Origin of the sequence: uncultured Neptuniibacter sp., assembly GCF_947498015.1 — a bacterium.
Lineage (GTDB): Bacteria > Pseudomonadota > Gammaproteobacteria > Pseudomonadales > Balneatricaceae > Neptuniibacter.
Genome location: NZ_CANMIR010000012.1, coordinates 90283 through 116331, shown reverse-complemented (window position 1 = coordinate 116331; position 26049 = coordinate 90283). Strand labels below are relative to the sequence as shown.

Below are 26049 nucleotides of genomic sequence, written 5' to 3'. Positions count from 1 at the left end.
ACGGTGTTGATGTTGATCCCCATATGGGTCACACCCATGTAGGCATAGGTCAGGGTGGTCGCGAACAGCATCGCCATAAACATCATGGTGCCGGCCGCCAGGGACTGATAGAAGAACATCACCATGACAAAGATCAGGATGAATACCAGCGGTAGCACCCAGAGATTGGTCTCATACGCCGCTTCATTCATCGCCGCGGTCACACCGATGGTGCCACCGGCCAGACGGATCTTTAGACCTTCCACTTTGCCGTCGTTCGCTTCGATCCACTGTTTTGCGGTGTGGATCGCACGACGGATCGTCTCGCCCTGATGGTCTTTGTAGTAGAACACCAGGTTCGCAATCCGCTCATCGGTATCCACAAACTCATTCAGCGCACCCGGGATCGGGCTCGACATCATGTAGGTGAACATCAGTCCCCCCACATACATCTGATCATTCGGGATCTGCGTCCAGCGTGGATCGTCGTTATGTAAAAGACGGTTCACCTGTTTCACCAGGTCAGGAATCCCTTTCGAGCCACCCACTTCCGGATCCAGCATCATATGCGTCTGCAGATCACTCAGTGCTTTCAGAACCTCAGGGCGTTTAATCCCGCCTTTCTCAGAGGTCTCCGCCACGATGTACAACTCTTCAGAGCCCGGGAAACTGTCATTGACCGCTTTCGAGGAGAGGTTGTAATCATGATCCTGATAGAGGATTGGAGAACCCGGTTCAGACTCACCGATCACCACCTTGGAGGAGAAGTACCAGCCACTGCACAGCAGGACCGCTGCCAGCATCAGCGCGTTACGCGCCGCGCGCTCATCACTGATGATCTTGGCGCAGGCAAAACCGACATTACGGAAGATATTGTGTTTGATCTCGGTATTGTTTGGTTTTGGCAGAATCGACAGCAGCAGCGGCACCGCCAGCAACACCGTGACGATGATGCACAGGGCCCATAGGGACGCATAATGCGCCAGTTTCGTGTTCAGCGGGATCGAGCCGATCGCGATCAACAGCAGACCGATCGCATCGGAGACCACGCCTAAGCTACCGGGGCGGAACAGGTTCTCAAAGGTACTGCGTGCCGCCAGATGATGATCCGCGTGCAGGTTTAGCTCCTGATAGTAGCGCTCCACAATCTGAATCCCGTGAGACATCGCGCGGGCTGAGATCAGGAAGGGGATCACCAATCCGAGTGGATCCAGATTATAACCAAACAGGGAGATGATACCGATCCCCCAGATCGAGGAGACGATCACCGCCGCCAGCGGAATCAGGACCCCGTAGGCTTTGCGGAAGTAGAAGATCAGCAGGGACACCATGATCAGTGCGGTGAACAGGAAGATCTCAATGATCTGATCCAGATACTGATAGGCCCAGCCCACCAACATCGGCTGACCGGTGACATGGATCTTAATCCCTGCGACAGACTCATCTGCCCGCATCTTCTGAATCTCATTAAAGGTCTTCACATAATCGAGCTGACCTTCGTTCAGCTGCGCTTTCACCAGCGCCATCTTCATGTCCGGTGACACCAGTGGACCATAGACACGGGGATCGGCAACCACATCGCTGCGGAGCTCGGTCAGCGCTTCGGGGTTCATCTCGCCACCCTGAGGATCGTAGTACGCCTCTGAGTTGACGTTCCCCTCCGGGGTCATCCAGACCTTACGGGAGTTACGGTGAGTGACACTGGCCACTAGGTTATGGTTGATCCCCGGCAGACTGTCCACTGCCAGCGTAATACGGTGGATCTTCGCCAGTGCTTCATTGGTGAAGATATCGCCGGACTCCACCTCAACCCCGACAATGATCACATTAGCGCCCCCGAAGGACTCCTTGATCTCATTGTGCAGTTCTATGTAGGTGTGCTCCTGTGGCAGTAGATCTGCAAAGTCGGAGTACATCTTCACGCTGGGGATCTGATAGGCGAAGAACAGCGTGACCAGCAGAATCAGGCTCAGAATCAGTTTAGGACGGGCAAACACGGCCTCATCCAGGTTATGTAAAAAATGGGTGGCCTTGTGGGCCTGTGCGGACTTTTTATCCATGACGAAGGCCTCTTATTTTTTAGATAGTTGAGTCGTATCACCGGACTGAATGTCCAGAGTGAACAGGGAGCCGGCCCCGCCGGCAAACAGCAGCTCGCCGTTACTGAGCTGAATCGCATCACGCAGATAGACCGGACGCCCCTGTGAGTTCACCCGGGCCCAGTCGCTACCGGTGTACTCCAGTACGGTGCTGTGATCACCAAAGGCAAACAGGCGGGTTCCGCTCTGATAGAAACCGTAGATCGGCGACTCGGTAGGCGTGGGTTGTTTGGTCCAGTTCTCACCGCCATCATCGGTGTAGAGGATCTGGCCACTGAGGCCACCCACCCAACCGGTATTGGCATCGGTAAAGAAAGCGGTCTGGGTATAGAAATCGTTCGGGATATAGCTCGGAGGGTTCCAGCTCTGGCCACCATCATTACTGCGGCTGACGACCCCAAACTCGCCGGTCATAATCGCGGTGGAAGCATCCAGAAACTGAATTCCGGTCAGCATCGCATCCTCATTGAGGGTATTTTCCTGCCAGGTTTTGCCCTGGTCTTTGGAGTGCAGTACGGTAGAGAAGCTCCCCACCACCCAGACACTGTTATCCGGTGCACAGGTGAGATCCAGCAGATCTTCCGGGGTAGGCAGCTCAGAAGCCTGCCAGCTGGCTCCGTTATCCACGCTCTGCCAGACCTGTTTATCCATACTCAGCGCCACAAAGCGCTGGTCAGGGCAGGCGGCGATATCAACGAAACTGGATTGAATATCGATGGACTGACGCTGCCATTTAAGGCTATCAGCAGGGGATCTCAGGATGAGCCCGTCATTACCGACAGCAACCAGCGCGTGTCCGTTTGCGGCGACCGCCTGAAACTGATCAGTCCGTCTTACAGACTTGGTTTTTTCTTCTTCTATGCCCTCTAAATTAAGAGGGGCTTCGCAACCGGTTAGCGCCACACCCAGCATAGAAATAAGGAGGCCTGGCTTAACCGCGAGTGCGATGAGCTTGTTTGTTTTTATTGATGCCATCGTCAACGTCTCTTATCGAATAACTACTAATTTCAATCGATAGTTAATATGTTATATGTTTAGTGTGCGCTGTTATATCAGCCTTTTGTACTTTCTCCACTCTAATTCTGTATTCAGGTTGCGATGTATCTCTGTAGCAGTCACTTCTACCGTTCCAATCTCTGTGTATTCAAGTTGATGTAACTGTTTATCGAGTCGAGCATCGGTCCTGCCGATATCAGTTGATCTGATCTTTCTGACCAGATCCTGACTGAGTAATAGGGGGTGTGCCCCTCTGCCTTGATGGCAGGGTTTAGCTGCCAGCTTGCCATGAAGCGCACAGCGTAGCTTGTGCATGACACCCGGTTTTGGAACGGGGGTGTCGATCGGTACCAACAACGTATGGCCGCTCTGGAAACCCCGTAAAGCGGCTTTAAGCGTACTGAAAGGGCCTTGTTCTGGTGTCGGATTGTGCATCTGCTTTAGCGATCCAACCTTTGCGATCAATCTGCGTGAGCGATAACCGGTCGCGATAATAATACGGCTGTATCCAGCGTTACGGAGTTGCTCTACCTGATGCTCGAGCCAGCTGTAACTTCGGTCTGTAGCGTTTAACTGGCGTAGCCCTTTATGGATACGTCCACTGCGGCTGGAGCGACCGCCTGCGAGAATGATCGCGGTACTCATTGGATCGCCCCGTTCTTACTGCGTTCGCGAATTTGTAACAGCTCAGCCACACAACTCACCGCCACTGCCATCGGCTCTTTACCCATATCAGGCAATCCAATCGGCATGTGAATATGGCTGTCATCAATCCCCTGATTATCCAGGCGGTGACGGAAACGGACCGCTTTGGTCTTGCTACCGATGACACCCAGATATCCCAGATCCCAATCGCTCATAAGCTCAAGCAACTGATAATCCAGTTTATGACTGTGAGTCATGATCAATACGGTGGTGTCACTGTCTGGTTGGTCTACAGATTCAGGCAGCGAACTCGGACGTACGTTGATCTCATTGGGGAACGCTTCGGGATCTGCCCATTGAGGACGGCCATCAAAAACTGAGACACGAAAATTAAGAGCACTGGCGAGTGGTGCAAGCGCGCGTGCAATATGTCCTGCACCGAACACCCACAGCTGTGGTGCATGCTTCGCTTTTCGTAACAGTGAATTATTATGCTGATCTGACAAGCGACGTTCGGATTTTTGTATCAGTTTTGGTGTCCATCCCTGAGTGTCGCCCAAGGCTTGCTGGCTTGCCGTATAGCCACCGGATAGTTGTAGGCGCTCATCTGCATCAACCGTGTATATCCGGTCCGCATGGTCATTCATCAATGCACTAAAATGTTTTGGCAGCATTAGTAGATGCGCTTCTACACGCCCCCCACAGCACTGGTCTGTATGGCATCCCAGTCCATGATCAATCTTCATTGCTGAGGCAGGGGGGAGTTTTTGTGTGTTTTGTAACCGCCACCAGGCCATCTGGCCCGCTTGCATCAACTTCCATTCCAGATTGCCTCCGCCAACGGATCCTGTCCACCGGCCATTACTGAGTAGAAGCATTGAGTCACCGACCTGGGTGGGCGCGGATCCTCTAACATCAGTAATAATCGCCTCCAGCACCGGGTAGGGCTGAGAGGTTTCAGTCAGCTGAAATGGAACAGTTTGTTCTGCATTATGGTTCATATCGATCTCCTAACGGCATAGAGTCAGGGGTGCTTCCTGAGAAGCACCCGCTATTGACTCAGGCGAAATTAAGGCCGTTTTCTTTGATCGCTTTAAGCACTTTCTCTGGAGTGATAGGTGCTTCTTTGAACTGGATGCCCAGAGCGTTATAGACCGCATTGGCAATGGCGCCTACCGGGCTGGTCAGTCCGGCTTCACCAACACTTTTGGCACCATAAGGTCCATGCGGGTCAGGATCTTCAACCAGAATGACCTTCATCTTGGGCATATCAGATGAGCCATACATTTTGTAGTCGGTGAAGCTGCTGTTGAGCGCTAAACCCTGATCGTCGTAATAGATCTCTTCGGTCAATGCCATGCCGATACCCTGTTGTGCACCGCCTACCATCTGACCCTCAGCCATTGCAGGGTGTAGTGTGCGGCCGATATCGTGGGTGTGAACCAGCTCCAGTAACTCAATCTCACCTGTCTCAGTATCGATCTCCACTTCAACAAAGCAGGCGCCGAATGGGGGGGAGTTATGTTTTGCAAAGTGGCTGGAGAAGCCAAAGATCTGTCCCGGTGCACCCTCAGGTTCACCTGTTTCAGGATCCATATAGTTATAGACACCCAGACGGCAGATCTCAGCGGTGGTAATACTGTTTTCCGGATTGTTCTTGGCGAATATCGTTTTGCCGCCAAATTCAAGATTTTCAACTGATGTATCCAGATGACGGCTGGCCCGATCTAGCAGCTGCTTCTTGACATCATCACTGGCTTCCAGAATTGAATTGCCACCGACATAAGTGGTACGACTGGCGTGTGATCCAATATCAAAACCGTTAGCATCGGAGTCACCGGTTTTCAGGGTTACTTCATGCATCTCCAGTCCGAGTGCTTCCGCCGCAATCTGGTGTAGAACGGTGTGTGAACCCTGACCCAGATCGGAACAAGCCGTTGAAACGACAGCACTGCCATCTTCATTCATCATGATGGTAGTAACCGTATGTTCAAGAAGCATCGGCATCGCGCCGGAGGTGTGGTTCATGACTGAGACCCCAACGCCACGGCGCTTAACACCACTCTGCTGTTTGTTAGCGGCTACTTTCTTATCCCACTCTATGGCCTCTGCACCCTGACGCAAGCACTCGGAAAGCTGGCAAGAGGGGTATTTAACCCCAAAACACCAGCCGTCATCACCAACGCCCTTATGCCAGTCAAGACGCCATTGCACCGGATCGATATCCAGTTGGGTTAGCGCGCGGTCGATCAACTGCTCTAATACGAAGTTGGTTTGAGGGTTACCATAACCGCGGTAAGCACCCGCAGGGGCCTGGTTAGAGAAGTAGGACTCACCCTGATAACCCAGCGCACCAAATTTGTACATGCCGCTTAACCAGGCACCGGTGGTGAAAGGTACCCCTGACGCATGGGTAAAATAGGCACCGGTATTCGCTTTAAAGCGTGCTTGGCAGGCTACAGGTGTACCATCTTTTTTGAAGCCGAGTTTCATCCAGTAGTCACCGGCATGACGGCTCTCGGAGATGATCCAGTCCTCTTCTCGCAGGGTCTGAACTTTAACGGGACGACCAGGCACCGCCAAAGCCATGGCGCAGGTCTCTGGCTCCGAAATGATACCCAGGCGGGCACCGAAGCCTCCACCAATCGTCGTGCTGTGGATCTTCACCATCGACATCGGCATATCAAACAGGCGTGCGATCTTCTGATGAGTGATCTTAGGCATCTGACCACTGCTCCAGCAGTGCAGGCGACCGCGTCCATCCACTTGTGCAATATACGCGTGGGGTTCCATCTGGCACTGCTTCTGTTTATTCACATAGAAGTTATCTTCTACGATCAGATCCGCTTCTTTCATCGCTTCTTCAGCATCACCCCAGCCGTAGCTGTTTCCAGGGAACATCGCATCCGGTAGCTGGAACGCCATATTGTTGGGCTTATCAGGATGAAGCTGATGGGTGCCGGTTTTTTCGGCTTCGCTCGGAGTCATGAACACCTGAAGGGGCTCGTACTCGACAATCACCTTGGCAGCGGCACGTTCGGCTATCTCCTCGGAGGTAGCGATTACGCCGCAGATAGCATCGCCCTGATGACGAACATGATAGGTGAAGATTGTCTGATCTTTCAGATCGCCCAGTAGGTGTCCCACTTTGTCTGACACCATCTCGTCGCAGGCGCCCGTGTTGTATGTCGTCTGGGTCACATCCTCCGGTCCCAGAATCTTGATCACTCCCGGAATTTTTAAGGCTTCGCTGAAGTCCAGACGTGTGACTCGGGCGTGGGCATGATCCATACAGCGAACGATCTTGCCATACAGCATGCCCTGCATCTTTAGGTCAGCCGCATAGATAGGCTGGCCGGTTACTTTTTCGAATGCATCAACTTTAGGTACGTTCTTACCGATGACTGAAAACTGGCTCATGAGTGTGCCCCCGTCTTTAATTCAACTGCGTTATCCCACTGGGTATTCTCTTCCGGAAAGCTCTGCGCGGCCTGTTGTACCGCTTTGACGATACTGTCATAGCCGGTGCAACGACAGATATTGCCTTCGAGTTCCTTGCGGATCTCTTCCTCAGTCGGATTGGGGTTTTTGCGAAGCAGGCTGGTACTTTTTACAACCATGCCCGGGGTGCAGTAACCGCACTGCACCGCTGTCTGATCGATAAATGCCTGCTGTACCGCGTTCAGTCCCTGCTCGGCAAGGCCCGCTGCGGTTGTGATGGAGCGGCCGTTCAGTGTGGACGCCAGTGCCATACAGGAGCAAAGGCTATCTTCGCCATCGATAATTACAGTACAGGCACCGCATTCGCCAGTGCCGCAGCCATATTTGGTATCGGTGAAGCCCAGCTGTTCACGCAGCGTATCCAGAAGGGTTTGGTGTACCGGCACAGAGATGTTCAGGTTAATGCCGTTTACGGTCAGTTCTATCATTCTCTCTTTCATGATTGCTCCCTCACTTCTCTGCTGCTGCAGTTGCAGCCTGTTCAATCAAACGCTTAATTACGACACCCGATACCATCAGACGGTATTCAGCAGTGGAGCGTTTATCATCGATAGGGGAGATCTCGGTAGGTACTGTGTCGATCACATGAGCCAGGAGTTCTGGAGTGATCTCTTCATTACAGAGAAGCTTTTCGGTTTTAGGCAGGCGCAGTGTTGTTGGGCCTACACAACCCATGGCAATCCGTGCAGAGGTGCAAATCTTGCCATCCATCTCCAGACGGACTGAACCGTTGAGCTTGGCCAGATCTTCATTGACTCGGGTCATCCGTCTGAAGGCTGATCCTGTACCGGAATGGGGCGCATCAATAATCATCTCGATGGCAACCTCATCATCGCGGCGCGCATTCTGGTTGTAACCGGTCCAAAAATCTTCAATGGCTACTTCACGGGTACCTTCGGCACTTTGTAATAGGATGCGGGCACCCAGTGCCAGCAGAGCGCAGCTACAGTCACCTGCAGGGGAGCCGCGCAGTACATTGCCCATAACTGTTGCCGCAGTACGAATCTGTGGCGTGGCAAATACATCGGCCGCCTGCCAGAGGGCAGGGTAATGTTCTTTAACCGCAGGATGCTCCAAAAGATTGGCAACAGTTGCTTTCGCACCCAGATGCAACCCGCTGTCAGGATTAAAGTCGATGTAATCTAATCCATCAATCTCAGATATTGAGATGAGAATCTCAGGGTGATGATTCATCTTCATCGCAACAACCAGGTCGGTACCACCTGCGATTAAAGCGGCACGATCCTTGTAGTGGGATAGTAGATTTACCGCTTCTGAAGTGCTGTTGGGCACTAGCAGATCGAAGTTCGGCAAAATACGACTACTCATAAAACAACCTACCTTTCTTATTGTGTTTATTTTTAGGTAACTGCTTCGATTGAAAGCACAATCAGTTATCAGTCAAAACGTGATATCTGCTTGGTTTTCATCTAAAAAAACGAAGCGTTTTTACTCTTTGATCAAACCTGATTTAAGGCCTGGAACAACGGTAATTACCGATTCACGTATGAGAAGAGAGATGGCAAGCAAAATGCCAGTTTTTATTAGTTCTTTTAAAACAATTGGTTACGAGTTTATTGGGTTTGCTTTTGAGGATATAGTGATTAAATGATCACTTATACTTTGTTTGAAAAAGTGATCATTTAATTACCCTTAAAAAATCAATTGATAATTATTAATTTCCATACTAGTGTGGGGTTAATTGGCCTGTTAAATGTGTATAGATGGGTGATCTAAGTTGGCAGGTTTTCAGGGTCTTTCAGCGGTTGTTTTTGCAGAGATGATGTTAAATGCTGCTATGAGACCAGATAAGAACAATAAAAATAATTTGTGAGGCGATAGTTACTATGTCTATCTCACCGGCATTGAAAAATAATAAGCCGTGGCCTGACTACAGTAATCTGATTGAAAGGATTCATTTTGACCGGGAGACCGGGCATATATGGTTAGATGAAAGTCAGATGTTGCTTCTGGATGCAACATTCTTCAGTGACATGCGCAAAGTGATGGTTGAAACTCTGGGAATGGAGGGAGCCCGCGCAGTTTTGACCCGTATCGGGTATCTGGGTGGCTACAAAATGGCTGACCTGGCGCGAAAGATGCACCCTACCAAACCGGATTCCGAAGCCTTTGTGATCGGACCTCAGCTAACGATGATTACGGGCATGGCGGCCGTTAAACTGTTAGAGCTGGATATGGATATCGATTCCGGAAAGTTTCATGGTGAGTTCGAAATTCTCAGCAGCTACGAATCTGATTCTTTTATCAAAGAGTTTGGTCACAGTGATGATCCGGTCTGCTGGCATCTGGTTGGTTTTGCCAGTGGATATAGTTCCCACTTTATGGGGCGGGAGATTATCTACCGGGAAGTCGAGTGTAGAGCAACTCACGATGATCACCGTTGCGTCGTAGTGGGTAAGCCTGCTGAAGAGTGGGAGGGCTATCAGAATGATCAACGTTATTTTAAGCCTCTTAATATTCAGGAAGAGATGCAGAATCTGCAGGATTGCATCGTTGGTTTAAAGCAGAAGATAGAGTCGGAACAGGATTCTGCTATCTCCTGTGGAACTATCGGTAGCTCTGAACGTTTTAAGCATGCCTGGACGATGATGGAGAAAGCCGCTGAAAGTCAGGTAACCGTGCTTATATTAGGTGAAACCGGTGTTGGTAAAGAGGTGTTCGCCCGCGGTCTTCATCAGTGCAGTGATCGCGCTGATAAAACCTTTGTCGCGATCAATTGTGCTGCTATTCCAGCAAGCCTGATTGAATCGGAGCTGTTTGGGGTGGAAGCGGAGGCCTACACTGGCGCGAGCAAGTCACGCCCAGGGCATTTTGAGCGGGCAGATGGCGGCACCCTCTTTTTAGATGAAGTAGGCGAGCTATCTCTTCAGGCGCAAGCTTCATTACTGCGTGTACTACAGGAATCGGAAGTGGTTCGGGTAGGGGGTGGAGAGGTTCGTAAAGTTGATACCCGGTTGGTCGCTGCGACGAATGAGGATCTGGAAACCGCTGTCGCAGAGGGGCGTTTTCGTGCTGATCTCTACTACCGACTGAATATCTATCCGGTCACAATACCGCCGCTGCGAGAACGTGTCGAAGATATCCCGCTTTTAGCCGATCATTTCCTTAAAAAGTACAGTGCACAGTACGGTAAACGTCTGAAAGGTATATCGGATAAAGCGATGCTGATGCTGAACTACCACCAGTGGCCGGGCAATGTCCGTGAATTGGAGAATATGATTGAGCGTGGGGTGATTCTGGCGGATAACAATGGTCTGATCGGTGTACCCCATCTATTTGCCAGCTCCGATGTTCCTCCTTCGGCGGCTGCCAGAGAGAGAAACCGTGAGCAGCAGCGTAAAGTGGCCAATAGCATCAGTAATGAAGACTGGGCGAGTGATCTGGTTGATTCTGGCATCGGAATGGAAGCGGTTGAGTCAGCTCTGATCAATAAAGCGATGTGTAAAGCTAACGGTAATGTAGCACGGGCGGCCCGATTACTCGGTCTCTCCCGACCTGCGCTGGCCTATCGTTTAAAACGTGGTGGCACCCATGGAGATGGAGCCTCAGAGGATTAATCCCCTGAATGGCAGTTTGAAGAAGCGGATCATAATTGATCCGCTTTTTTGTCTTAAGGTGTGTATCGACATAAGAGAGGCAATACGCATCCTCACTCTACGGTGGATTTGATATATTACTGCCTGGAATAATTCCCTGATTACAATGTAGGCCGATCTATATATGAAACACTCAGTTGTAAAAGCAACCATCAGTACCTTGCTCGTTAGCGCATTATTCATTACTGGAAGTTATGTTAGTGCCGGTGAGCCCCTGAGTTTGAAGCAAACGATGAAACAGATGAAATTGCAGTATAAGGAAGCGATGGATAGCCGTTCAGCTGAAAGTTTCAATCAGCATATGACCGCTTTCAAAACACATCTTGATAGTGCAAAAGGCTACGATTTTTCACCTGAGCGAAAGGTCATTTCATTAGAAGGTTTAAACAAGGTAGAGCGTTTAGTTGATGAGATTCCGCTTGCTACAGCCGATAATCTGGCCGATCTCAAGCAACAGCTTAGCAGCATTGATCAGTTGCGTAAGGAATATCATAAAAAAGCGAAGCCGGGCACCTGGGAGCTATTACTCAGTATTTTTAAGTAAGAGATATGGGTAGGTCTCACTACCCTGACGCTTTTCCCAGTCGTCGTTGAATACACTGAAGCGAGGTTTCAATGACGATCAAGCCGCTTGTCACAACAGTGTTAAATGGTATTTGGGTCTGTCTATGCTATGGCAATTGGGTTTATACAATTATTAATCACATGGAGTGAAACGAATAGTGATGAATGGTTCCTGTTTATGCGGTGACGTTCGATATGAGCTGAAACTCGATCATATTAATATGTACCAGTGCCACTGTGAGCAGTGTAGAAAACAAACCGGGACAGCATCCAGTTGTGGATCGGTGGTGCGAGATGAGGTGTTTGTCTGGCTCTCAGGGGAAGGGAACATAGGTGTCTGGGAAAAAGATTCAGGTTTTACATCTCATTTTTGCAGGTCTTGCGGCTCTTCAGTGCCCAACAAATTCAGAGGGTATCCCTACTATTGGATCCCTGTTGGGACTCTCGATAGTGCAAATGTAGTGACTGTTGCGAATCTTTACTCTTGTGAAAAAGCCAGATGGAGTAATGTTGTGTCTGGGGTTAATTCTTATGAAACCAAACCCTCAATTAAATCACTGGTTAAATTGCTGGTCGATACAGATTCCGAATAAAGCGGACGATTCTTTTTCAGCGCCACAAGATATTCTCTTTAAGCCACTTTAAGATTGGCTGTGAGTTGATACATCTTTATGAAGTTAGGGCTGCTTTCATGAATCCAGATAAAATAGGCAAGGCTTATGATGCGATCACCCATTTATGGGAGCGTAAGGATTTTAATAGACTAAACGGTGTCGAGCAGCATCAAAGGGCCTTAGCGTTTGTTAAAAACAAAGTAAACGCATTGGATGTGGGATGCGGATCTACCGGGCGGTTTATTGAGCTGTTGCGCAGAGCAGGATTCATCCCTGAAGGGATTGATGTTTCAGAGAAGATGGTTCACCTAGCCAGAAAAAGAGATCCGGATGTCACTATCCACCAGCAGGATATTTGTGAATGGGTGAGTGATAAAAAGTATGATTTCATAACTGCCTGGGACAGTATCTGGCATATCCCACTCGATCAGCAGGAGAGGGTTATCTCAAAACTAGTCTCCTGGTTAAACACAGGCGGTGTTCTGATCTTCTCTTTCGGTGGTACGCATGAGAAAGATGAGCATAGAGATAACTCAATGGGCCCTGAAGTTTACTACTCAACGTTGGGTACCACTGGTTTTCTTAAACTGGTATCGAACCTGGGCTGTGTATGCAGGCACCTTGAGTATGATCAATACCCTGAACTGCATGCTTATCTAATTGTAGAAAAAGTCTAGGATGATGCATCGATCAATGAACATCGAATTTGTAGGTAATGATTTAGACAGGAGTAGGAATTATGAAGCCAGCATATGTAGTTGGGCATATAACGGTTCTGGATCAAGAAAAGTGGGCTGAATATCGAAGTAAAGTACCAGCAACTTTAGCTGCCTGGGAAGGAGAGCTTGTTTTCCGTGGAAAGCAGTGTGAAGTATTAGGTGGTGAACATCACCATTCTGATACTGTAGTGATCCGGTTTCCGACTCTTGAAGCTTTGAATCATTGGTTTAGTTCTGAGGCCTACCAAGCTTTGATCCCCATCCGTGAACAGGCTGCAGATATGGATTTGATCAGTTATGAAGCGGATAGTTAGGCTTTCCTCACCATTATTTAAGGTGTAAAAGCCGGAGTGCTCGGCCATCATTTTCACTGTGATGATAAAGGGTTTCTAATTTGAAAGTTGTCATTCAGGAAGAGGCTACAGGATGTGGAATCGCATCGGTGGCCAATATATTAGGTAAAACCTATGCAGAGATGCGAGCCGTCGCCAATGCCATGGGTATCTATGCGACCGATCAATCGTTGTGGTCGGATACACAGTATGTGAGGCAGTTACTTTCTGCCTCGGATGTTCAAACCTCAGATAAAGAGATCCCTTTTGAAACCTGGTCTGCTTTACCAGATCTGGCTCTTCTATCGATAAAACATCATCAGGAAGATGGTAAGGATTACTGGCACTGGGTGGTGTTCAAACGCGTTGATGGAAAACAGGTCGTTTTTGATTCAGCGAGTTATCTACCCTCTAATATTCGAACCGATTTTGAAGCGATGAAGCCTAAGTGGTTTATCGAAGTGGATCTTTAAAGGATCAGTTCTTCCGAATACTCTTGCATCAGTATCGCAGTCAATTGTGTTCATCTGCGCAGCACTCATCCTGGAGAAAATCGATAACTCCTTTTAGCTGTGAATATTCAGCCACACAATAGAGTGTACGTCCTTCTCGACGCTGTGAGATCAAACCAGCTGATGCCAGGCTGGAGAGATGATGCGACAGTGTTGATCCCGGGATATTCAGGCTATCCTGGATGTTGCCAACTGAAATTCCCTGCAATCCCGCTTTTACAACCCGTTTAAAAATCCGAAGACGAGTTGGATGGCCCAGCTCTTTGAGCGCTTTGGCCGCGATTTCAATCTCCATCGATTATCCCTAGACGACTAATTATTTCGATAATACTAGAAATAAGTTGACTAAGCTAATCTTCTCAATATAATTCGATAAATCTAGAAATATGGTTTAGAGGGTTTTATGCTTGAATTGGAAGCGATTAAAGAGACATTAGATATGTTTCTCTTTTTGGCAGCGGAGTTAACCGCGCTTTTTTTGCTGATCAGTTATCTTGTGGGAGTATTGCAGCACTACGTTTCACCACAAAAAATGCAACAAATCTTGAGTAAAAAGATGGGGAGAGGTTATTTGGTTGCAGGATTTCTTGGGGCAATTACCCCTTTCTGTTCCTGCTCTACAATACCTTTTTTGAAGGGCTTGTTAAGGGCGAATGCTGGGTTCGGCACTATGATGGTGTTTCTGTTTGCCAGTCCGCTTTTGAACCCCATTATAATTGGCTTATTCGCGGTTACATTTGGGATCCAGGTCACAGTTTTCTATTTCGTTGTTGCGATGGGAGTATCGATAATGGCGGGTTATATCTTGGAGCGACTAGGTTTTGAAAGATATATTAAAGAGGAAGCGTATCTCGAACCGGTCTCTATGCAGTGTAAAAGCGAGTGTAGTGGGGTAAATGTTGAGTTGAGCTGTTGGCGTAGAATCTGGGATTCAACTTGGAGTGATTTTAAGAAAGTATTTCCCTACCTAATGGGTGGGATTACGTTAGGCTCAATCATTTACGGTTTCATGCCCACAGAGTTTGTCGCGGGTATAGCCCATGATGGTAACCCCTTTGCAGTGCCCGTCGCCGCAGTGATCGGCATTCCTCTCTATATTCGTGCGGAAGCGGTAATCCCTTTGAGCGCAGCGTTGGCTGCAAAAGGGATGGGGCTAGGTGCGGTGATGGCTCTGATTATTGGTAGTGCCGGGGCGAGTATAACCGAAGTGGTGTTGCTCAAATCGATTTTTCATAATCGTATGATTATGGCTTTTTTGGCAGTCATTATCACCATGGCGATAAGCGCAGGTTACCTTTACTCGGTTATTTTTTGATGCTACTTAGCCAAATAAAAAGCAGCCGTAAGGCTGCTTCTTGGTTATTGATCGTTACGATGCAGATCAGTCCAGATTGACCTCTTCACGTGTGCGGGTCATGCTGTCGATAATTGAGTAGATGATGTTTTCACAGGGTTTAATCAGATCTTCAATGTTACTCACACCCATACCGCCTAAGCCGCTACTGAACTCCTCAGGAACGGCTGCATCACCGATCCATGGGTAGCCTACACGGACCAATGGAATCCCCAATTTATTAATGATGGCGGCATCCGTTTGGCCGCTTAACATCGCTGCACCCGGATAGGGTTTCCCCTCCTGATTCTCCCATGCGGCTAATGCGGATTGTACGATCCAATGCTCTTTTGGTGTTGATGAACCCGGGCATGAGCCATACATCTCCCATTCGGCTTCAATCTCTGGATGGCGGGATAGAATCTCCTCCATAGCCCTATCAAACTGATGTTTTACATCAGCTGTGGTTTGATAGGGGTTACAGCGCATATCAATATAAAGATCGGTTGAAGCGGATGGGAAGGCTGGGCGGTTAGGCCAGCCCGATTCGATACCTGCAATCCAGCCTTCAGGTGCGATCTGTTCGGTGGTGTTGTTTTTGGTAAATTGTGGGAGCCACTCTTCGAGTTCCTGAATCAGTGTAGCTGCGGGAACAATTGAGCTACGAAACCCTGGTGTGCCACGTGGAATGCCTGAATACCCCAGATCACCTTTCACCCTAACCTTGAACCAGCACATACCGGGGTGTTCATGATAAACCTCATACCATGGCTTGAATATGATTCCGAAGTCAGCGGTGACGCCGTGGGTTAGCATGAAACTGACGCCGGTCGACATACCATAGTTATTCCTTTCCGGAACGACCGAAGGCATACCGCCTCCGGCAAAAGCGAGAACCAGATTGCCTTTAAGGGGAATCCCCGCATCGATCACTGCGTTCACCGCTTCGGTCAGCGTTGCAACCATCGCTTTGGGGTTGGATGCACCAAGGCCGAGTACCAGATCATCTCGCAGAATCCCTTCGGGTTTCATGTCATCACGTAGCTCGTCGCCGACCATTGGAAGGTCCGCATCGGATCCCTCAAGATGGGTATCGATCGGTGCGTAGAGCATCATTGTTGGACCTTCGCCACTACCTTTTAACTCACCGATTGCGTTTCCGCTAAGCTCATTAACCTCCTGGTAACGTGATTTCAGGCCGATCTGTTTCAAATGCTCAGCCATAAATTCACTGGCTTCACGTTCAGCACCTGTAGGGCTGTGAATATTCACCAGGTCAAGATTGAGTTGACGCAGACGTTCTTTCTGAATATTTGCGCAGGCTTTTTTAAACCACTGTGCGCGATCACCCGTTAATCTGTGTTGTTCATTCATATGGTGTTCCTTTTTATTATTGTGTTTTGCAGCGGAAGTATTAATTGGTTTGATCGTTGAGTTTGTCTGCAAAATCGATCAGGGCGTGGTCTGACCACAATGGCGCGATAACTTGAATTCCCATGGGAAGCCCCTGCTGGCCTTTGGCGATGGGGAATGTGATGCAGGGTACGCCTAAGAATGTCCAGATGCGGTTAAAAACCGGATCACCGGTTGCGTGGATTCCATCAGGTGCTTCTCCAACTGTTGCGGGCGTGATGATGAAATCAAACTGTTTGAAAATTTGAGTCAGTTGATAGTGGCAGCGAGCCAGCAGGTTACGACACTGTGCATTACGCGCTGGAGTAACTGAACTGCCTCGGGCCATCAGGTCCAGAATATGCTCACTCATCTGTGATCTATGCTCGGTAGCCTCTAGCCTCAGACAGTCAGCAGCTTCATGAGCCATGATATCGAACTGAGCATCTGCAAGGTCTGCAAAGGCAGGGCTCAGTTCATAATGTGTGGCGGTGAAACCCGCTTCGATGATCTTCTCACTGTAGTTATCAAACGCCTGCTGCATATCAGCACTTGCGTGTGACCAGAAAGGTGTTTTACAGAGTGCGATTTTTGGGGCTGTGGGACTGTTACTGATCTGCAGGTGGGGGGCTAGTGCAGTTAGAAGAATACGTTGATCACCGATGGTGCGAGAGAACGTGCCTAGGGTATCCAGTGAAGGTGAAAGTGATTTGGTTCCTGCATAGGGAAGGGTGCCATAGGTAGGCTTAAGAGCCACAATACCATTAAAGCTCCCGGGGCGGATCATTGAACCAACAGTTTGTGTACCTAATGCAAACGGCACCTGACAGTCTGCGACAGCTGCAGCTGATCCACTGGAAGATCCACCTGGGGTGTGTGCTGTATTGAGCGGGTTACGAGTCGGACCGGGAGCGTAGTAGGCGAACTCAGTTGTCACGGTTTTACCCAGGATGATGGCCCCGCGTTTTTTTAACTCGGTGACAATCGCAGAATCCTGCTCGGGTTGATGTCCGTTATAGATCTCAGAACCGTAGCCCGTAGGCAGATCTGCAGTATCGATCAGATCTTTGATCCCTACTGGTATCCCGTGAAGAGGGGATAAGCGTCGTGCTGATATATCACAAGCTCTGGCCTGCTCCAGCGCCAGATTCTCATCCACCACCGTCCATGCCTGTATCTCATCGTTACGTTGATTGATCTGATCCAGGCAATCTTGTACCAGCGCTTCCGATGTTATTTCGCCACTGGCCATTGCGAGAGTGGCTTGTGCAACGGATAGGGTGTTCTTCATATTTTTCATATTGAAAGTCTATTGATTTTTTATATTTGTTCTATCTTTATTAATTAATAATTATGAACAAGTCAAATAATAATCAATCCTTGTTCAACTTTAGTTAGATCCTCAGGTTCGAACAGTTACTAAAAATAAACAATTAAAACAGTAGGTTATTAAGGTTTTGTAGTGTCTGTGCTGGTTTTGTTAGCAAAAAAAGCGACGTTTACTCGCTCATAATTATTAATTAAAGGGTTGACATTGGATTGGCTGAAGCGATACTAAATAGAAATTCGATTGAAATTCAATTTAACATTTCATGTTAAGGATTGGATCGTTTTTAAGCTTGACCTAATTACAAGAACAAAAAAGGTGAAAGTAGTGAGTATGCTGAATCAACTGATGCGTATAGGTATCGGGGTTACCCCGTGGCTAGTTATTGCGTGTCTCCTCTATGTTGGTCTCTTCGTAAAACCAAAACCTGTTGGTAGTACTGTGATCCCCACCGCGATTGAAGGTCGGGATCGTTTCTATGGCATGGAATCTGTTGGTTCGATGCTGTGGGCGGTAGGTGCAGATGGAAAAATTGTTCGAAGTGAGGATCTGGGTCGCCACTGGGTGGTGCAGGATGTCCCCACATCAGTTCACTTGCAGGATATAGCTGTGTGGGACAAACAGACCGCCGTTGTTGTGGGTAATGGTGGTATCGCGCTCTTCACAAAAGATGGCGGTTTAACCTGGCAAGAATCAACAGTCCCTACCAATGATGTAGTCAATAAACTTCTGGATGTAAAAGCTTATGCGCAGGGTGAAGCATGGGCGGTTGGCGCATTTGGAACCATTCTGGTCAGTCATGACTTCGGCGCAAACTGGGAATATGCCCGAGAGCCAGAAGACTTTATTTTGAATGAGATTACCAAACGCAACGATGGTGGCCTGGTCGCTGTGGGTGAGTTTGGCAGCATTCTCATTTCTGATAATCGTGGTGTCGATTGGCAGTCGATTACTGCACCGGTTGAATCCAGTCTGATGGCGGTTGATTTCAAATCTGATTCTGAAGGAGTGGCTGCGGGGCTGGAAGGTGTTCTCCTGAAAACCACCGACGGTGGCTTTACCTGGACTCGTGTGGGTAACGCATTGGAATTTCCAAAGGTTGAAGCGAGCCCCGGTCTGGCTAATGACGGCGGCTGGAAGGATGTGACGACCGAACATATCTTCTCTGTAATCTGGCATGAAGAGATGCAGCGCTGGTTAGGCGTTGGCACTAAGGGTCTATGGCTGGAAGCTGAACCCACTGCGCTCGCATGGCAATCAGGTCGTCTGGCACCGAAAGATCTCGCTTGGCATACCTCGATTGCAAAGGTGAAAGACGGTGTTGTTCTTGCGGGGAAAAACCTCGGCAAATGGTCTGTTGATCATCAGTGGTCTGTCTTTCAAGGGCGTTAGCGCGCTTAGCCAAACAGAATAATAAAAATAAACACAAGGTATCGCTAAATGAGCAGAAATATTGCCAGCTGGCTGATTCGTTTTCGTATACAGGTGGTGAGTGTAATCATGCTGATTACATTGGCCCTCAGTTATTCCGCTTTTACTATTGAAGTTAAAACCGTATTTCAGGATCTCTTACCGAGCGATCATGAATACGTTAAAACCCATAATCAATTTAAAGATACCTTTGGTGGCTCCAACCTGGTGACGATTATGGTGGAGTCGGAAGAGGGGGATATCTTCCAGCCAAACGTGCTCGGCGCGGTGGATCAGATTACTAAAGAGCTGCAGAAGGTCTCTGCGGTTAATCCGTTTCAGATCGTTTCTCTTGCGTCGAAGAAACTGAAAGAGGTTAAAGCCTCAACATCGGGCATCGAGACCAAGCCGCTGATGTGGCCGGACCTGCCAGAAACCCAGGCTGATCTGGATGAGTTGCGTGAAAAGGTCCTACGTAACTCGCTGGTGTATGGCCCTTATGTCTCTTCCGACCTGACCTCTACGTTGATTACGGTTGATTTCATTGACCGTCTGCTAGATTACGAGACGGCGTTCAGTGAGATCTCCACACTGGTTAATTCTATCGATGTGCCGGGCGTTAAAGTGCGGGTTGTCGGTGATCCGATGCTGTATGGCTGGGTCAATTACTATCTGCCTGAGACGCTGAATCTTGTATTGATGGCCGGTTTGATCTTGCTGCTCATGCTGTTTGTGATAAACCGAACCTGGCGCGGGACCATTCTTCCGATCATTTCTGGCTTTGTCAGTGCGATCTGGGCGCTGGGTATTTCAAACCTTATCGGCATCCATTTTGATCCATTGGTGATCGTAATCGCCATGCTGATTACCGCGCGTGCGGTGTCGCATTCTGTTCAGATTATCACTCGGTTTAATGAAGAGGTTGAGAAGATTGAATCGGGGAAAGAGTCGGTTGGATTTGCTGCACATTCGACGCTATCTGAACTGATTCGCCCCGGAATTTTGGGTATTGCAACCGATGCTTGTTGTGTGGCGGTGGTCGCTTTGAGTCCGATCCCTCTATTGCAAAAACTGGCACTGTTGGCGGTTGTCTGGGTCTCTACTGTAGCGATCAGTTCCATCGTCCTGACACCTGTACTCCTCTCCTGGGTGAAGCATCCTCGTGGTTATGCACATCCAATTAATGTGAGTTGGTTGATCCATCGTCTGTTGGATCTCTGCCATTTTGTCTCCGTCAGTAGAGTTCGTTATTTCATGGCGGGTTGGACACTGTTTGTGTTCTTGGTGTGTGGATACTTCGCATTGGGCTTAAAGGTGGGAGATGCGAACCCAGGCTCGCCAATTCTCTGGCCGGAGTCGCAATACAATCAGGACTCAGCCGCAATAAACAGTAAATTCCAGGGAGCAGACCGGATGTTTATCGTCGTAGGTGATGATAAGCCAGATCTGGCCAAAACGCCTGAAATTCTACAGAGCTTGCAGCAGTTCCAGCGCTTTATGGAGGTTCAGCCTGAAGTAGGTGGCACGCTATCGATCAGTGATGTTTTACCCTCCGTGAACCGTACACTGCGTGAAGGTAACCCTCGCTATGAGGAGCTGGGAAGTTCGCAAGATATTAATGGTGAGCTGCTCTATATGTTTGAAGCCGGTGCTGAGCCGGGTGACATGGATCGTTATGTTGATATCGATCGCGGGAATGCGTCTGTCACGCTGTTCTTCCGTGACCGTCAGGGTGAAACCATCCGTACTGCGGTTGCTCGTATCAAAGAGTTTATAGCAGAGAACCCATTGGAGGTCGGAGAGTATCAACTGGCTGGGGGATTGATCGGTGTCATCGCTGCGGTAAATGAGGTGATTCTTTCGGGGCAGTTGCAGTCTATTGCGCTCGCCTTATTGATTCTGGTTGTTCTATGTACCGTCGTGTACCGCTCATCCATGGCAGGGATGTTCTTTATGGTGCCGGTGGTTCTGTCAAATACCGTTACGTTCAGCTTTATGTCCTATATGGGGATCGGGATGAACATTAACACGGTACCGGTGGCCGCTTTGGGCATCGGATTGGGGGTGGACTACGCCCTGTACATTGTCGATCGCATCAAGCAGGAGTTGCAGAGCGGTCTCGATGAACGGGGAGCGATTGAGAAAGCACTACACAGTGCTGGGAAGGGGGTAGTGATTACCGCGTTTGTTCTTATCGTGTCAGTCCTGTTGGTGTATCAAAGCTCGCTTAAGTTCCAGGCTGAGATGGGGATGCTGGTTGCCTTGTGGTTGACCGTATCTGCCTTTACTGCTCTGTTCGTGATGCCTGCACTGGTTTACATCTTCAAACCCGCATTCATCTATGGGGACGCTAAAACAAGTGTGCCTGTTTCTCAAAAGACCGCTGAGGTGATAAATGGCTAATAAGAAAAATTACAGTTCATTATCAATCGCGCTTGCCATTGCTGCGGGTTCCATGGCCCCGCAGGTAGGTGCAGTTGATTTAGGTCCGGTACAGATCGACGGTTTTATCCGTCACCAGATGTCGATGAATCTGGAAGACCCGATTGGGCCTGCTGGGGAAATTGATGGCGAGGGTGATTTATCAATGAATCGCACCACTCTGCAGTTGGAGTGGAGTGCGGATCTACCGAAAGACATCCTGTTTAAAGGGGTGGCACGTAAGAGCTGGGAAACAGGTACTGACTATCTAGATCGATTAGATGCTGCTGGTGCTTTCGGTTCAGAAAGTGCGCGTGAGTATTATGAGAAATCTGAGATCCGTGAAGCGTATCTGGAGATTCCGGTGGGTGACCGGGTTCTGCTGTCTCTGGGTAAGCAGCAGGTTGCGTGGGGCGAGACTGATTTCTTCCAGGCACTGGATATGGTGCACGGGTTTGACTACACCTGGCGCTCTTTCCTTGAGCCAGCCAATGAAGATCTGCGCAAGCCGCTGATTATGGCTAATGCGCTGATCGACATTCCAGAAGCGGATGGACAGTTACAGCTGCTCTATCGCCCGGGTTGGGATAACGACCGCCAGATCGGTAACAGCTACGATATTGAAGGTGGCCGTTGGGCTAACACACCATGGAAAACGGTATTCTTCCCAGCTGCGGATCCATACGCATATGATCACCCGGAAGGGGATGCGGATGATGCAACCTACGGTGTTCGCTGGAATGGACAGTGGGGAGATTACGGATACTCACTGGCCTACTTGCACACACACAACCCTGATCCGGTTATGAACGCTAACCCAGCGTTTGGCGGTTCCGCCTATAAAGGGGTGTACACCAGTGACCCGGCGACCACGATTGGTGAAGTGATCTTCCCGATGATTGATGTTCTGGGCTTCACCCTGAATGGTTACTCAGAAGCGGGTGATTTTGTCTGGTCGACTGAGTTTGCCTATATCAAAGACGCCCCGTTTAACGTCAGTTCAGTGCCTGGTAACCCAGGTGCACTCTGTAGTCCGTTTGTTGCACTTCCGCATGGATTCTGTGGCATTCAGGAGAGTGATGTACTTCGTACGATGTTCCGTATTGATAAAAACCTGGCATTTACTCAGGACCTGTTAGGGACTGAAAAGCCTGCGTTCTTCTCTACTCAGCTGTTTAACACATGGTTACTCGACCATGAAGAGGGCATGAAGTTGCTGGTGGGACAGCCAGAGAATCGTAAAGAGCACTCCACGTTACTGACTTTCATTTTGGGTACCAGCTACATGAATGGTCGCCTGACACCTGAACTGGTGACCGGTTTTGACCTGACCTATGGCGGTGGTTTTGCTGTGCCAAGTGTGACCTACGCACCAGGCAATCACTGGCGTTTCAAAATTGAAGCGGACCTGTTCTGGGCTGATGGCAACATGGAAAACGGCGGCGACGTTTCACAATCTGATGCTTCACTGTTTGGTTGGTTCGAAGGTAATGACCAGCTAGCAGCGACCGTAACTTATCAATTCTAAGAACAATAATTGGGTGATGTTATGAATATGAGAAAAACTGTGCTGAATGGGCTGGTTGCATCTGCATTTATCTTGAATGCAGGCACCGCTTTAGCAGAGATAAAAGCGGGAACAGTGATCTCTGCAGCGAATATCGATTCGCTCTACGAAGATACGTTTGAGGGTCATAAGATCAAGGACCTTTTGACTGAAAAGATTGAGTGGCGAATCCGTGAAAATGGATTGCAGCTGCCATTGGTCCACTCTCAGAAGATTGAGATGGATGCGAAATGGATTGAGCGCTCTAACTCCAATATCGGTGTGGCCAAGCTAAATGAGCAGACCCGTCAGGTTGAAGGGTGGCAGGGTGGAATGCCATTCCCGAATATCGATGAGAACGATCCAAAGGCGGCAGAAAAGATCGTTTGGAACTGGTACTACGGTAACCCACGTGGTGACGTGATGAATGTACCTAATGTCTCCTATGTGATGATCGACGGTGACTCGGGTATCGAACGTTCGCAGAACTGGAAGTTTGTTCGCTATACGATGAAAGGTCGAATGACTGGAGAGCAGACTGAGGGTGATGGTGGTGAGCTGAGTCGTACATTGTTCTTTGCAACGGCTCCTCGCGATATCAAAGGGCTGGGGACTTATACCATTCGCCATGATAGCGATAAGGTGGAAGATGTCTGGGCATATATTCGTGCCGTACGTCGTACCCGCCGACTCTCGGGTGGTGCCTGGATGGACCCAATTGGTGGTACCGACCAGCTGCAGGATGATATCGAGATCTTCAATGCTAACCCATCCTGGTATGAGGGTTACAAGCTGATAGGTAAGCGTCATGTACTGGTTGCTGCCCATGGAAAGAACAGTGCGTGGAAGGTTGGCGCGAAAACTCAGGAAGAGGAATATCCTGTTCTGGATCTGAAAAACCCTCCTTACTGGAACTTCAGCAAGGATAACTACGAGCCACGTGAAGTTTACGTGATCGAAGCAACCACGCCAGAAGAGCATCCCTATAGCAAAAAAATCATCTATGTAGATACCCAATATCCACGCGTACATCTGGGTGAAGCCTACGATAAGAAAGGGGAGTTCTGGAAGATGTTCCAGTTCCACTCTTATCCAGGTACCGGTGATGATGGTTTCCGTGATATCCGTACCACAGCCGGCGTAACAATCGACTTTAAACGTAATCACGCCACTGTTTTCTTCCCGGATACCGAATCCTGGAGCACCAATCCCCCAGGTCTGGAGATGGATGATGTGAACCTTGCTGCGCTGCGCAAGGGCGCACGCTAAGCAAAGTAGAGTAAGACCCTTCAATAAGGCCAGGGATGGCCACTCTGTTGAGGGTTCTGACGGAGGTGATGATGACATCCCCAGAAATAGGTAAACAGATTCTTCTTGGTGATATCGAGGTTAATTATCACGATCAGGGTAATGGTCGACCGGTTCTTTTGCTTCATGGATCGGGTGCGGGCGTAAGCGCCTGGGCTAACTGGCGTTTGAGCATCCCTGTCCTTTCAAAATTCAGACGAGTTATAGCACCGGATCTGGTGGGTTTTGGTTATACCCGGATACCGGATGATTTTGAGTTCAAATTTATGCAGAGCTGGGTCGATCAAATCATCGACCTTCTGGATGCATTAGATATACAGCAGGCCGATTTTGTTGGTAATTCCTTCGGTGCTTCACTGACGTTAGCACTGGTAGTACGCCACCCAGAGAGAGTAGGACGCATGGTGCTGATGGGAAGTGGTGGTCAGCCCTTCGAGGTCAGCCCTGAGCTATCCAAGCTGTGGGGATATAAACCGTCATTCGATGCGATGAAAGAGATATTGCAGATCATGGCTCATGACCAACGAATTGCCACGGATGAGCTGGCAGATATGCGCTACAGGGCTACGTTGCGAGATGGAGCACAGGCTCTGTTCGAGAGAGTGTTTCCTGAACCCCATCAGCGTTGGGCAGATGCATTGGTGATTGAAGATGAAGCTCTGGCTCGGATCGATCAGGAAGTATTAATAATTCATGGCAGGGAAGATCGGGTTGTCCCTGTGCATGTCTCAGAAGCGTTGTTTAAGAAGATTAGGAATGCGCAGCTTCATCTATTCGGTAGTTGTGGGCACTGGACCCAGATTGAGCAAGCCGAGCGCTTTAATCATCTGGTAACCGGTTTTTTAAACGAAGTAGCAGAATAACGACAAGGCGCTAAGCCGAAGATTGAGGATATGAGATGAGTGATTCTCCAGAAATAGCAAATACACTGGATTTAGGTGATATCCAGGTGAACTACCATGATCAGGGTGAAGGTCAGCCCGTTATCCTATTGCATGGATCGGGTGCTGGTGTGACCGCTTGGGCAAACTGGCGCAATGCCATACCGATGCTGTCTGAGTTCCGTCGTGTCTTAGCACCGGATCTTGTGGGGTTTGGATATACAGAGTCACCGGCAGATTACGAGTTTAAGCACCTGGACACCTGGGTTGATCAGATTGTCCGGTTTATGGATGCGCTGGATATTGAGAAAGCCGATTTTGTGGGTAACTCCTTTGGTGGTTCACTCTCTTTGAGGCTTGCTGTTGAACACCCTAAGCGTGTCGGCCGCATGGTATTGATGGGTAGCGGTGGTCAGCCTTTCGATGTGAGCCCTGAACTCGCAAAACTATGGGGTTATAAGCCCTCGATGGAGGCGATGAAAGAGATCCTGGGCATCATGGCATTTGATCAGTCGATTGCGACAGATGAACTGGCTGAGATGCGCTATAACGCCACGACCCGCCCCGGCTTTCAGGAACGATTTGAACGAGTATTCCCACAACCCTATCAGCGTTGGGCTGATGCACAGGTTGTGTCTGATCAGGATCTGAGTGCCCTGGAGAATGAAGTTTTGATCATTCATGGTCGCGATGATCGTGTGGTACCGGTTCAGATTTCAGAAAACCTGTTCCGCAAAATCAAAAATGCACAGATGCACCTGTTCGGAAACTGTGGCCACTGGACTCAGATAGAACAGACTGCACGTTTTAATGCGTTAGTCCTGCAGTTCCTGCAGGAGTCTTAACGTCTGTT

At 49.1% G+C, this 26049-nt stretch carries 24 protein-coding genes; 14 read left to right on the top strand and 10 right to left on the bottom strand.

The window, feature by feature from the left end; translation table 11 throughout:
* The 7 genes from Q0882_RS14170 to Q0882_RS14140 form a co-directional block, all read right to left on the bottom strand.
* Nucleotides 1-2039 (bottom strand): MMPL family transporter (locus Q0882_RS14170; RefSeq protein ID WP_299182965.1); only part of this gene is annotated, 2039 nt, incomplete at its 3' end.
* Between the two features lie 12 nt (nt 2040-2051).
* Nucleotides 2052-3053: a YCF48-related protein gene (locus Q0882_RS14165; protein ID WP_299182964.1), complete on the bottom strand. Its 1002-nt coding sequence runs from the start codon at nt 3051-3053 to the stop codon at nt 2052-2054.
* Nucleotides 3054-3125: 72 nt separating this feature from the next.
* Nucleotides 3126-3719 (bottom strand): nucleotidyltransferase family protein, encoded by a 594-nt coding sequence (locus Q0882_RS14160; RefSeq protein WP_299182962.1) that lies wholly within the window; start codon nt 3717-3719, stop codon nt 3126-3128.
* Nucleotides 3716-4720: an XdhC family protein gene (locus tag Q0882_RS14155; protein ID WP_299182960.1), complete on the bottom strand. Its 1005-nt coding sequence runs from the start codon at nt 4718-4720 to the stop codon at nt 3716-3718. Before Q0882_RS14155 ends, Q0882_RS14160 begins: the two co-directional genes overlap by 4 nt.
* Nucleotides 4721-4778: 58 nt before the next feature.
* The gene (locus Q0882_RS14150; RefSeq protein WP_299182958.1) at nt 4779-7139 is read right to left on the bottom strand and encodes a molybdopterin cofactor-binding domain-containing protein; all 2361 of its coding nucleotides are present in this window, start codon (nt 7137-7139) and stop codon (nt 4779-4781) included.
* The gene (locus Q0882_RS14145; protein ID WP_299182956.1) at nt 7136-7660 is read right to left on the bottom strand and encodes a (2Fe-2S)-binding protein; all 525 of its coding nucleotides are present in this window, start codon (nt 7658-7660) and stop codon (nt 7136-7138) included. Before Q0882_RS14145 ends, Q0882_RS14150 begins: the two co-directional genes overlap by 4 nt.
* 10 nt (nt 7661-7670) lie before the next feature.
* Complete coding sequence (locus Q0882_RS14140) at nt 7671-8549, bottom strand: FAD binding domain-containing protein (RefSeq protein ID WP_299182954.1); 879 nt, start codon at nt 8547-8549, stop codon at nt 7671-7673.
* 49 nt (nt 8550-8598) lie between these two features.
* Here Q0882_RS14140 and Q0882_RS14135 point away from each other — a divergent pair, with 49 nt between their 5' ends.
* The 7 genes from Q0882_RS14135 to Q0882_RS14110 all read left to right on the top strand — a co-directional run bounded on the left by Q0882_RS14135 (nt 8599) and on the right by Q0882_RS14110 (nt 13539).
* On the top strand, nt 8599-8832 hold the full coding sequence (locus Q0882_RS14135) for a hypothetical protein (RefSeq protein WP_299182953.1): 234 nt from the start codon (nt 8599-8601) through the stop codon (nt 8830-8832).
* A 235-nt stretch (nt 8833-9067) separates the two neighbouring features.
* Nucleotides 9068-10798, top strand: coding sequence for a sigma-54-dependent Fis family transcriptional regulator (locus Q0882_RS14130; protein ID WP_299182952.1), 1731 nt, complete (start codon nt 9068-9070; stop codon nt 10796-10798).
* 163 nt (nt 10799-10961) lie between these two features.
* Nucleotides 10962-11381, top strand: a complete 420-nt coding sequence (locus Q0882_RS14125) for a cytochrome b562 (protein ID WP_299182951.1) — start codon at nt 10962-10964, stop codon at nt 11379-11381.
* 181 nt (nt 11382-11562) lie between these two features.
* A complete protein-coding gene (locus tag Q0882_RS16765) occupies nt 11563-11994 on the top strand; it encodes a GFA family protein (protein WP_366915934.1) in 432 nt (143 codons plus the stop codon).
* A 98-nt stretch (nt 11995-12092) separates the two neighbouring features.
* The gene (locus Q0882_RS14120) at nt 12093-12692 is read left to right on the top strand and encodes a trans-aconitate 2-methyltransferase (protein WP_299182949.1); all 600 of its coding nucleotides are present in this window, start codon (nt 12093-12095) and stop codon (nt 12690-12692) included.
* 62 nt (nt 12693-12754) lie between these two features.
* Nucleotides 12755-13048 (top strand): DUF1330 domain-containing protein, encoded by a 294-nt coding sequence (locus Q0882_RS14115; protein WP_299182947.1) that lies wholly within the window; start codon nt 12755-12757, stop codon nt 13046-13048.
* Nucleotides 13049-13128: 80 nt separating this feature from the next.
* A complete protein-coding gene (locus tag Q0882_RS14110) occupies nt 13129-13539 on the top strand; it encodes a hypothetical protein (RefSeq protein ID WP_299182945.1) in 411 nt (136 codons plus the stop codon).
* Nucleotides 13540-13579: 40 nt separating this feature from the next.
* Here the strand turns inward: Q0882_RS14110 and Q0882_RS14105 are convergent, their stop codons facing one another.
* Nucleotides 13580-13873 carry a helix-turn-helix transcriptional regulator gene (locus Q0882_RS14105; protein WP_299182944.1) on the bottom strand — a complete coding sequence of 98 codons (294 nt, stop codon included), beginning with the start codon at nt 13871-13873 and terminating at the stop codon, nt 13580-13582.
* A gap of 108 nt (nt 13874-13981) precedes the next feature.
* Between Q0882_RS14105 and Q0882_RS14100 the strand changes: the two genes are divergently transcribed.
* The gene (locus Q0882_RS14100; RefSeq protein WP_299182942.1) at nt 13982-14893 is read left to right on the top strand and encodes a permease; all 912 of its coding nucleotides are present in this window, start codon (nt 13982-13984) and stop codon (nt 14891-14893) included.
* 66 nt (nt 14894-14959) lie between these two features.
* Here Q0882_RS14100 and Q0882_RS14095 read toward each other — a convergent pair whose 3' ends face one another.
* Both Q0882_RS14095 and Q0882_RS14090 read right to left on the bottom strand, forming a co-directional pair.
* Nucleotides 14960-16285, bottom strand: a complete 1326-nt coding sequence (locus tag Q0882_RS14095) for an acetylornithine deacetylase (RefSeq protein ID WP_299182941.1) — start codon at nt 16283-16285, stop codon at nt 14960-14962.
* Between the two features lie 40 nt (nt 16286-16325).
* On the bottom strand, nt 16326-17603 hold the full coding sequence (locus Q0882_RS14090) for an amidase (RefSeq protein ID WP_299182940.1): 1278 nt from the start codon (nt 17601-17603) through the stop codon (nt 16326-16328).
* 360 nt (nt 17604-17963) lie between these two features.
* On the opposite strand from Q0882_RS14090, the gene Q0882_RS14085 reads away from it, so the two are divergent.
* The 6 genes from Q0882_RS14085 (at nt 17964) to Q0882_RS14060 (ending at nt 26041) form a co-directional block, all read left to right on the top strand.
* Nucleotides 17964-19022 carry a YCF48-related protein gene (locus Q0882_RS14085; RefSeq protein WP_299182967.1) on the top strand — a complete coding sequence of 353 codons (1059 nt, stop codon included), beginning with the start codon at nt 17964-17966 and terminating at the stop codon, nt 19020-19022.
* A gap of 48 nt (nt 19023-19070) precedes the next feature.
* Nucleotides 19071-21443 carry an efflux RND transporter permease subunit gene (locus Q0882_RS14080; RefSeq protein WP_299182939.1) on the top strand — a complete coding sequence of 791 codons (2373 nt, stop codon included), beginning with the start codon at nt 19071-19073 and terminating at the stop codon, nt 21441-21443.
* Nucleotides 21436-22989 (top strand): DUF1302 family protein, encoded by a 1554-nt coding sequence (locus tag Q0882_RS14075; RefSeq protein ID WP_299182938.1) that lies wholly within the window; start codon nt 21436-21438, stop codon nt 22987-22989. Before Q0882_RS14080 ends, Q0882_RS14075 begins: the two co-directional genes overlap by 8 nt.
* A 21-nt stretch (nt 22990-23010) precedes the next feature.
* Nucleotides 23011-24276 carry a DUF1329 domain-containing protein gene (locus tag Q0882_RS14070; protein WP_299182937.1) on the top strand — a complete coding sequence of 422 codons (1266 nt, stop codon included), beginning with the start codon at nt 23011-23013 and terminating at the stop codon, nt 24274-24276.
* A 68-nt stretch (nt 24277-24344) separates the two neighbouring features.
* The gene (locus tag Q0882_RS14065; RefSeq protein WP_299182936.1) at nt 24345-25178 is read left to right on the top strand and encodes an alpha/beta hydrolase; all 834 of its coding nucleotides are present in this window, start codon (nt 24345-24347) and stop codon (nt 25176-25178) included.
* 35 nt (nt 25179-25213) lie between these two features.
* Entirely contained in the window at nt 25214-26041 is an 828-nt protein-coding gene (locus tag Q0882_RS14060) for an alpha/beta hydrolase (RefSeq protein ID WP_299182935.1), read from the top strand.
* The last annotated feature ends 8 nt before the right edge of the window (nt 26042-26049 follow it).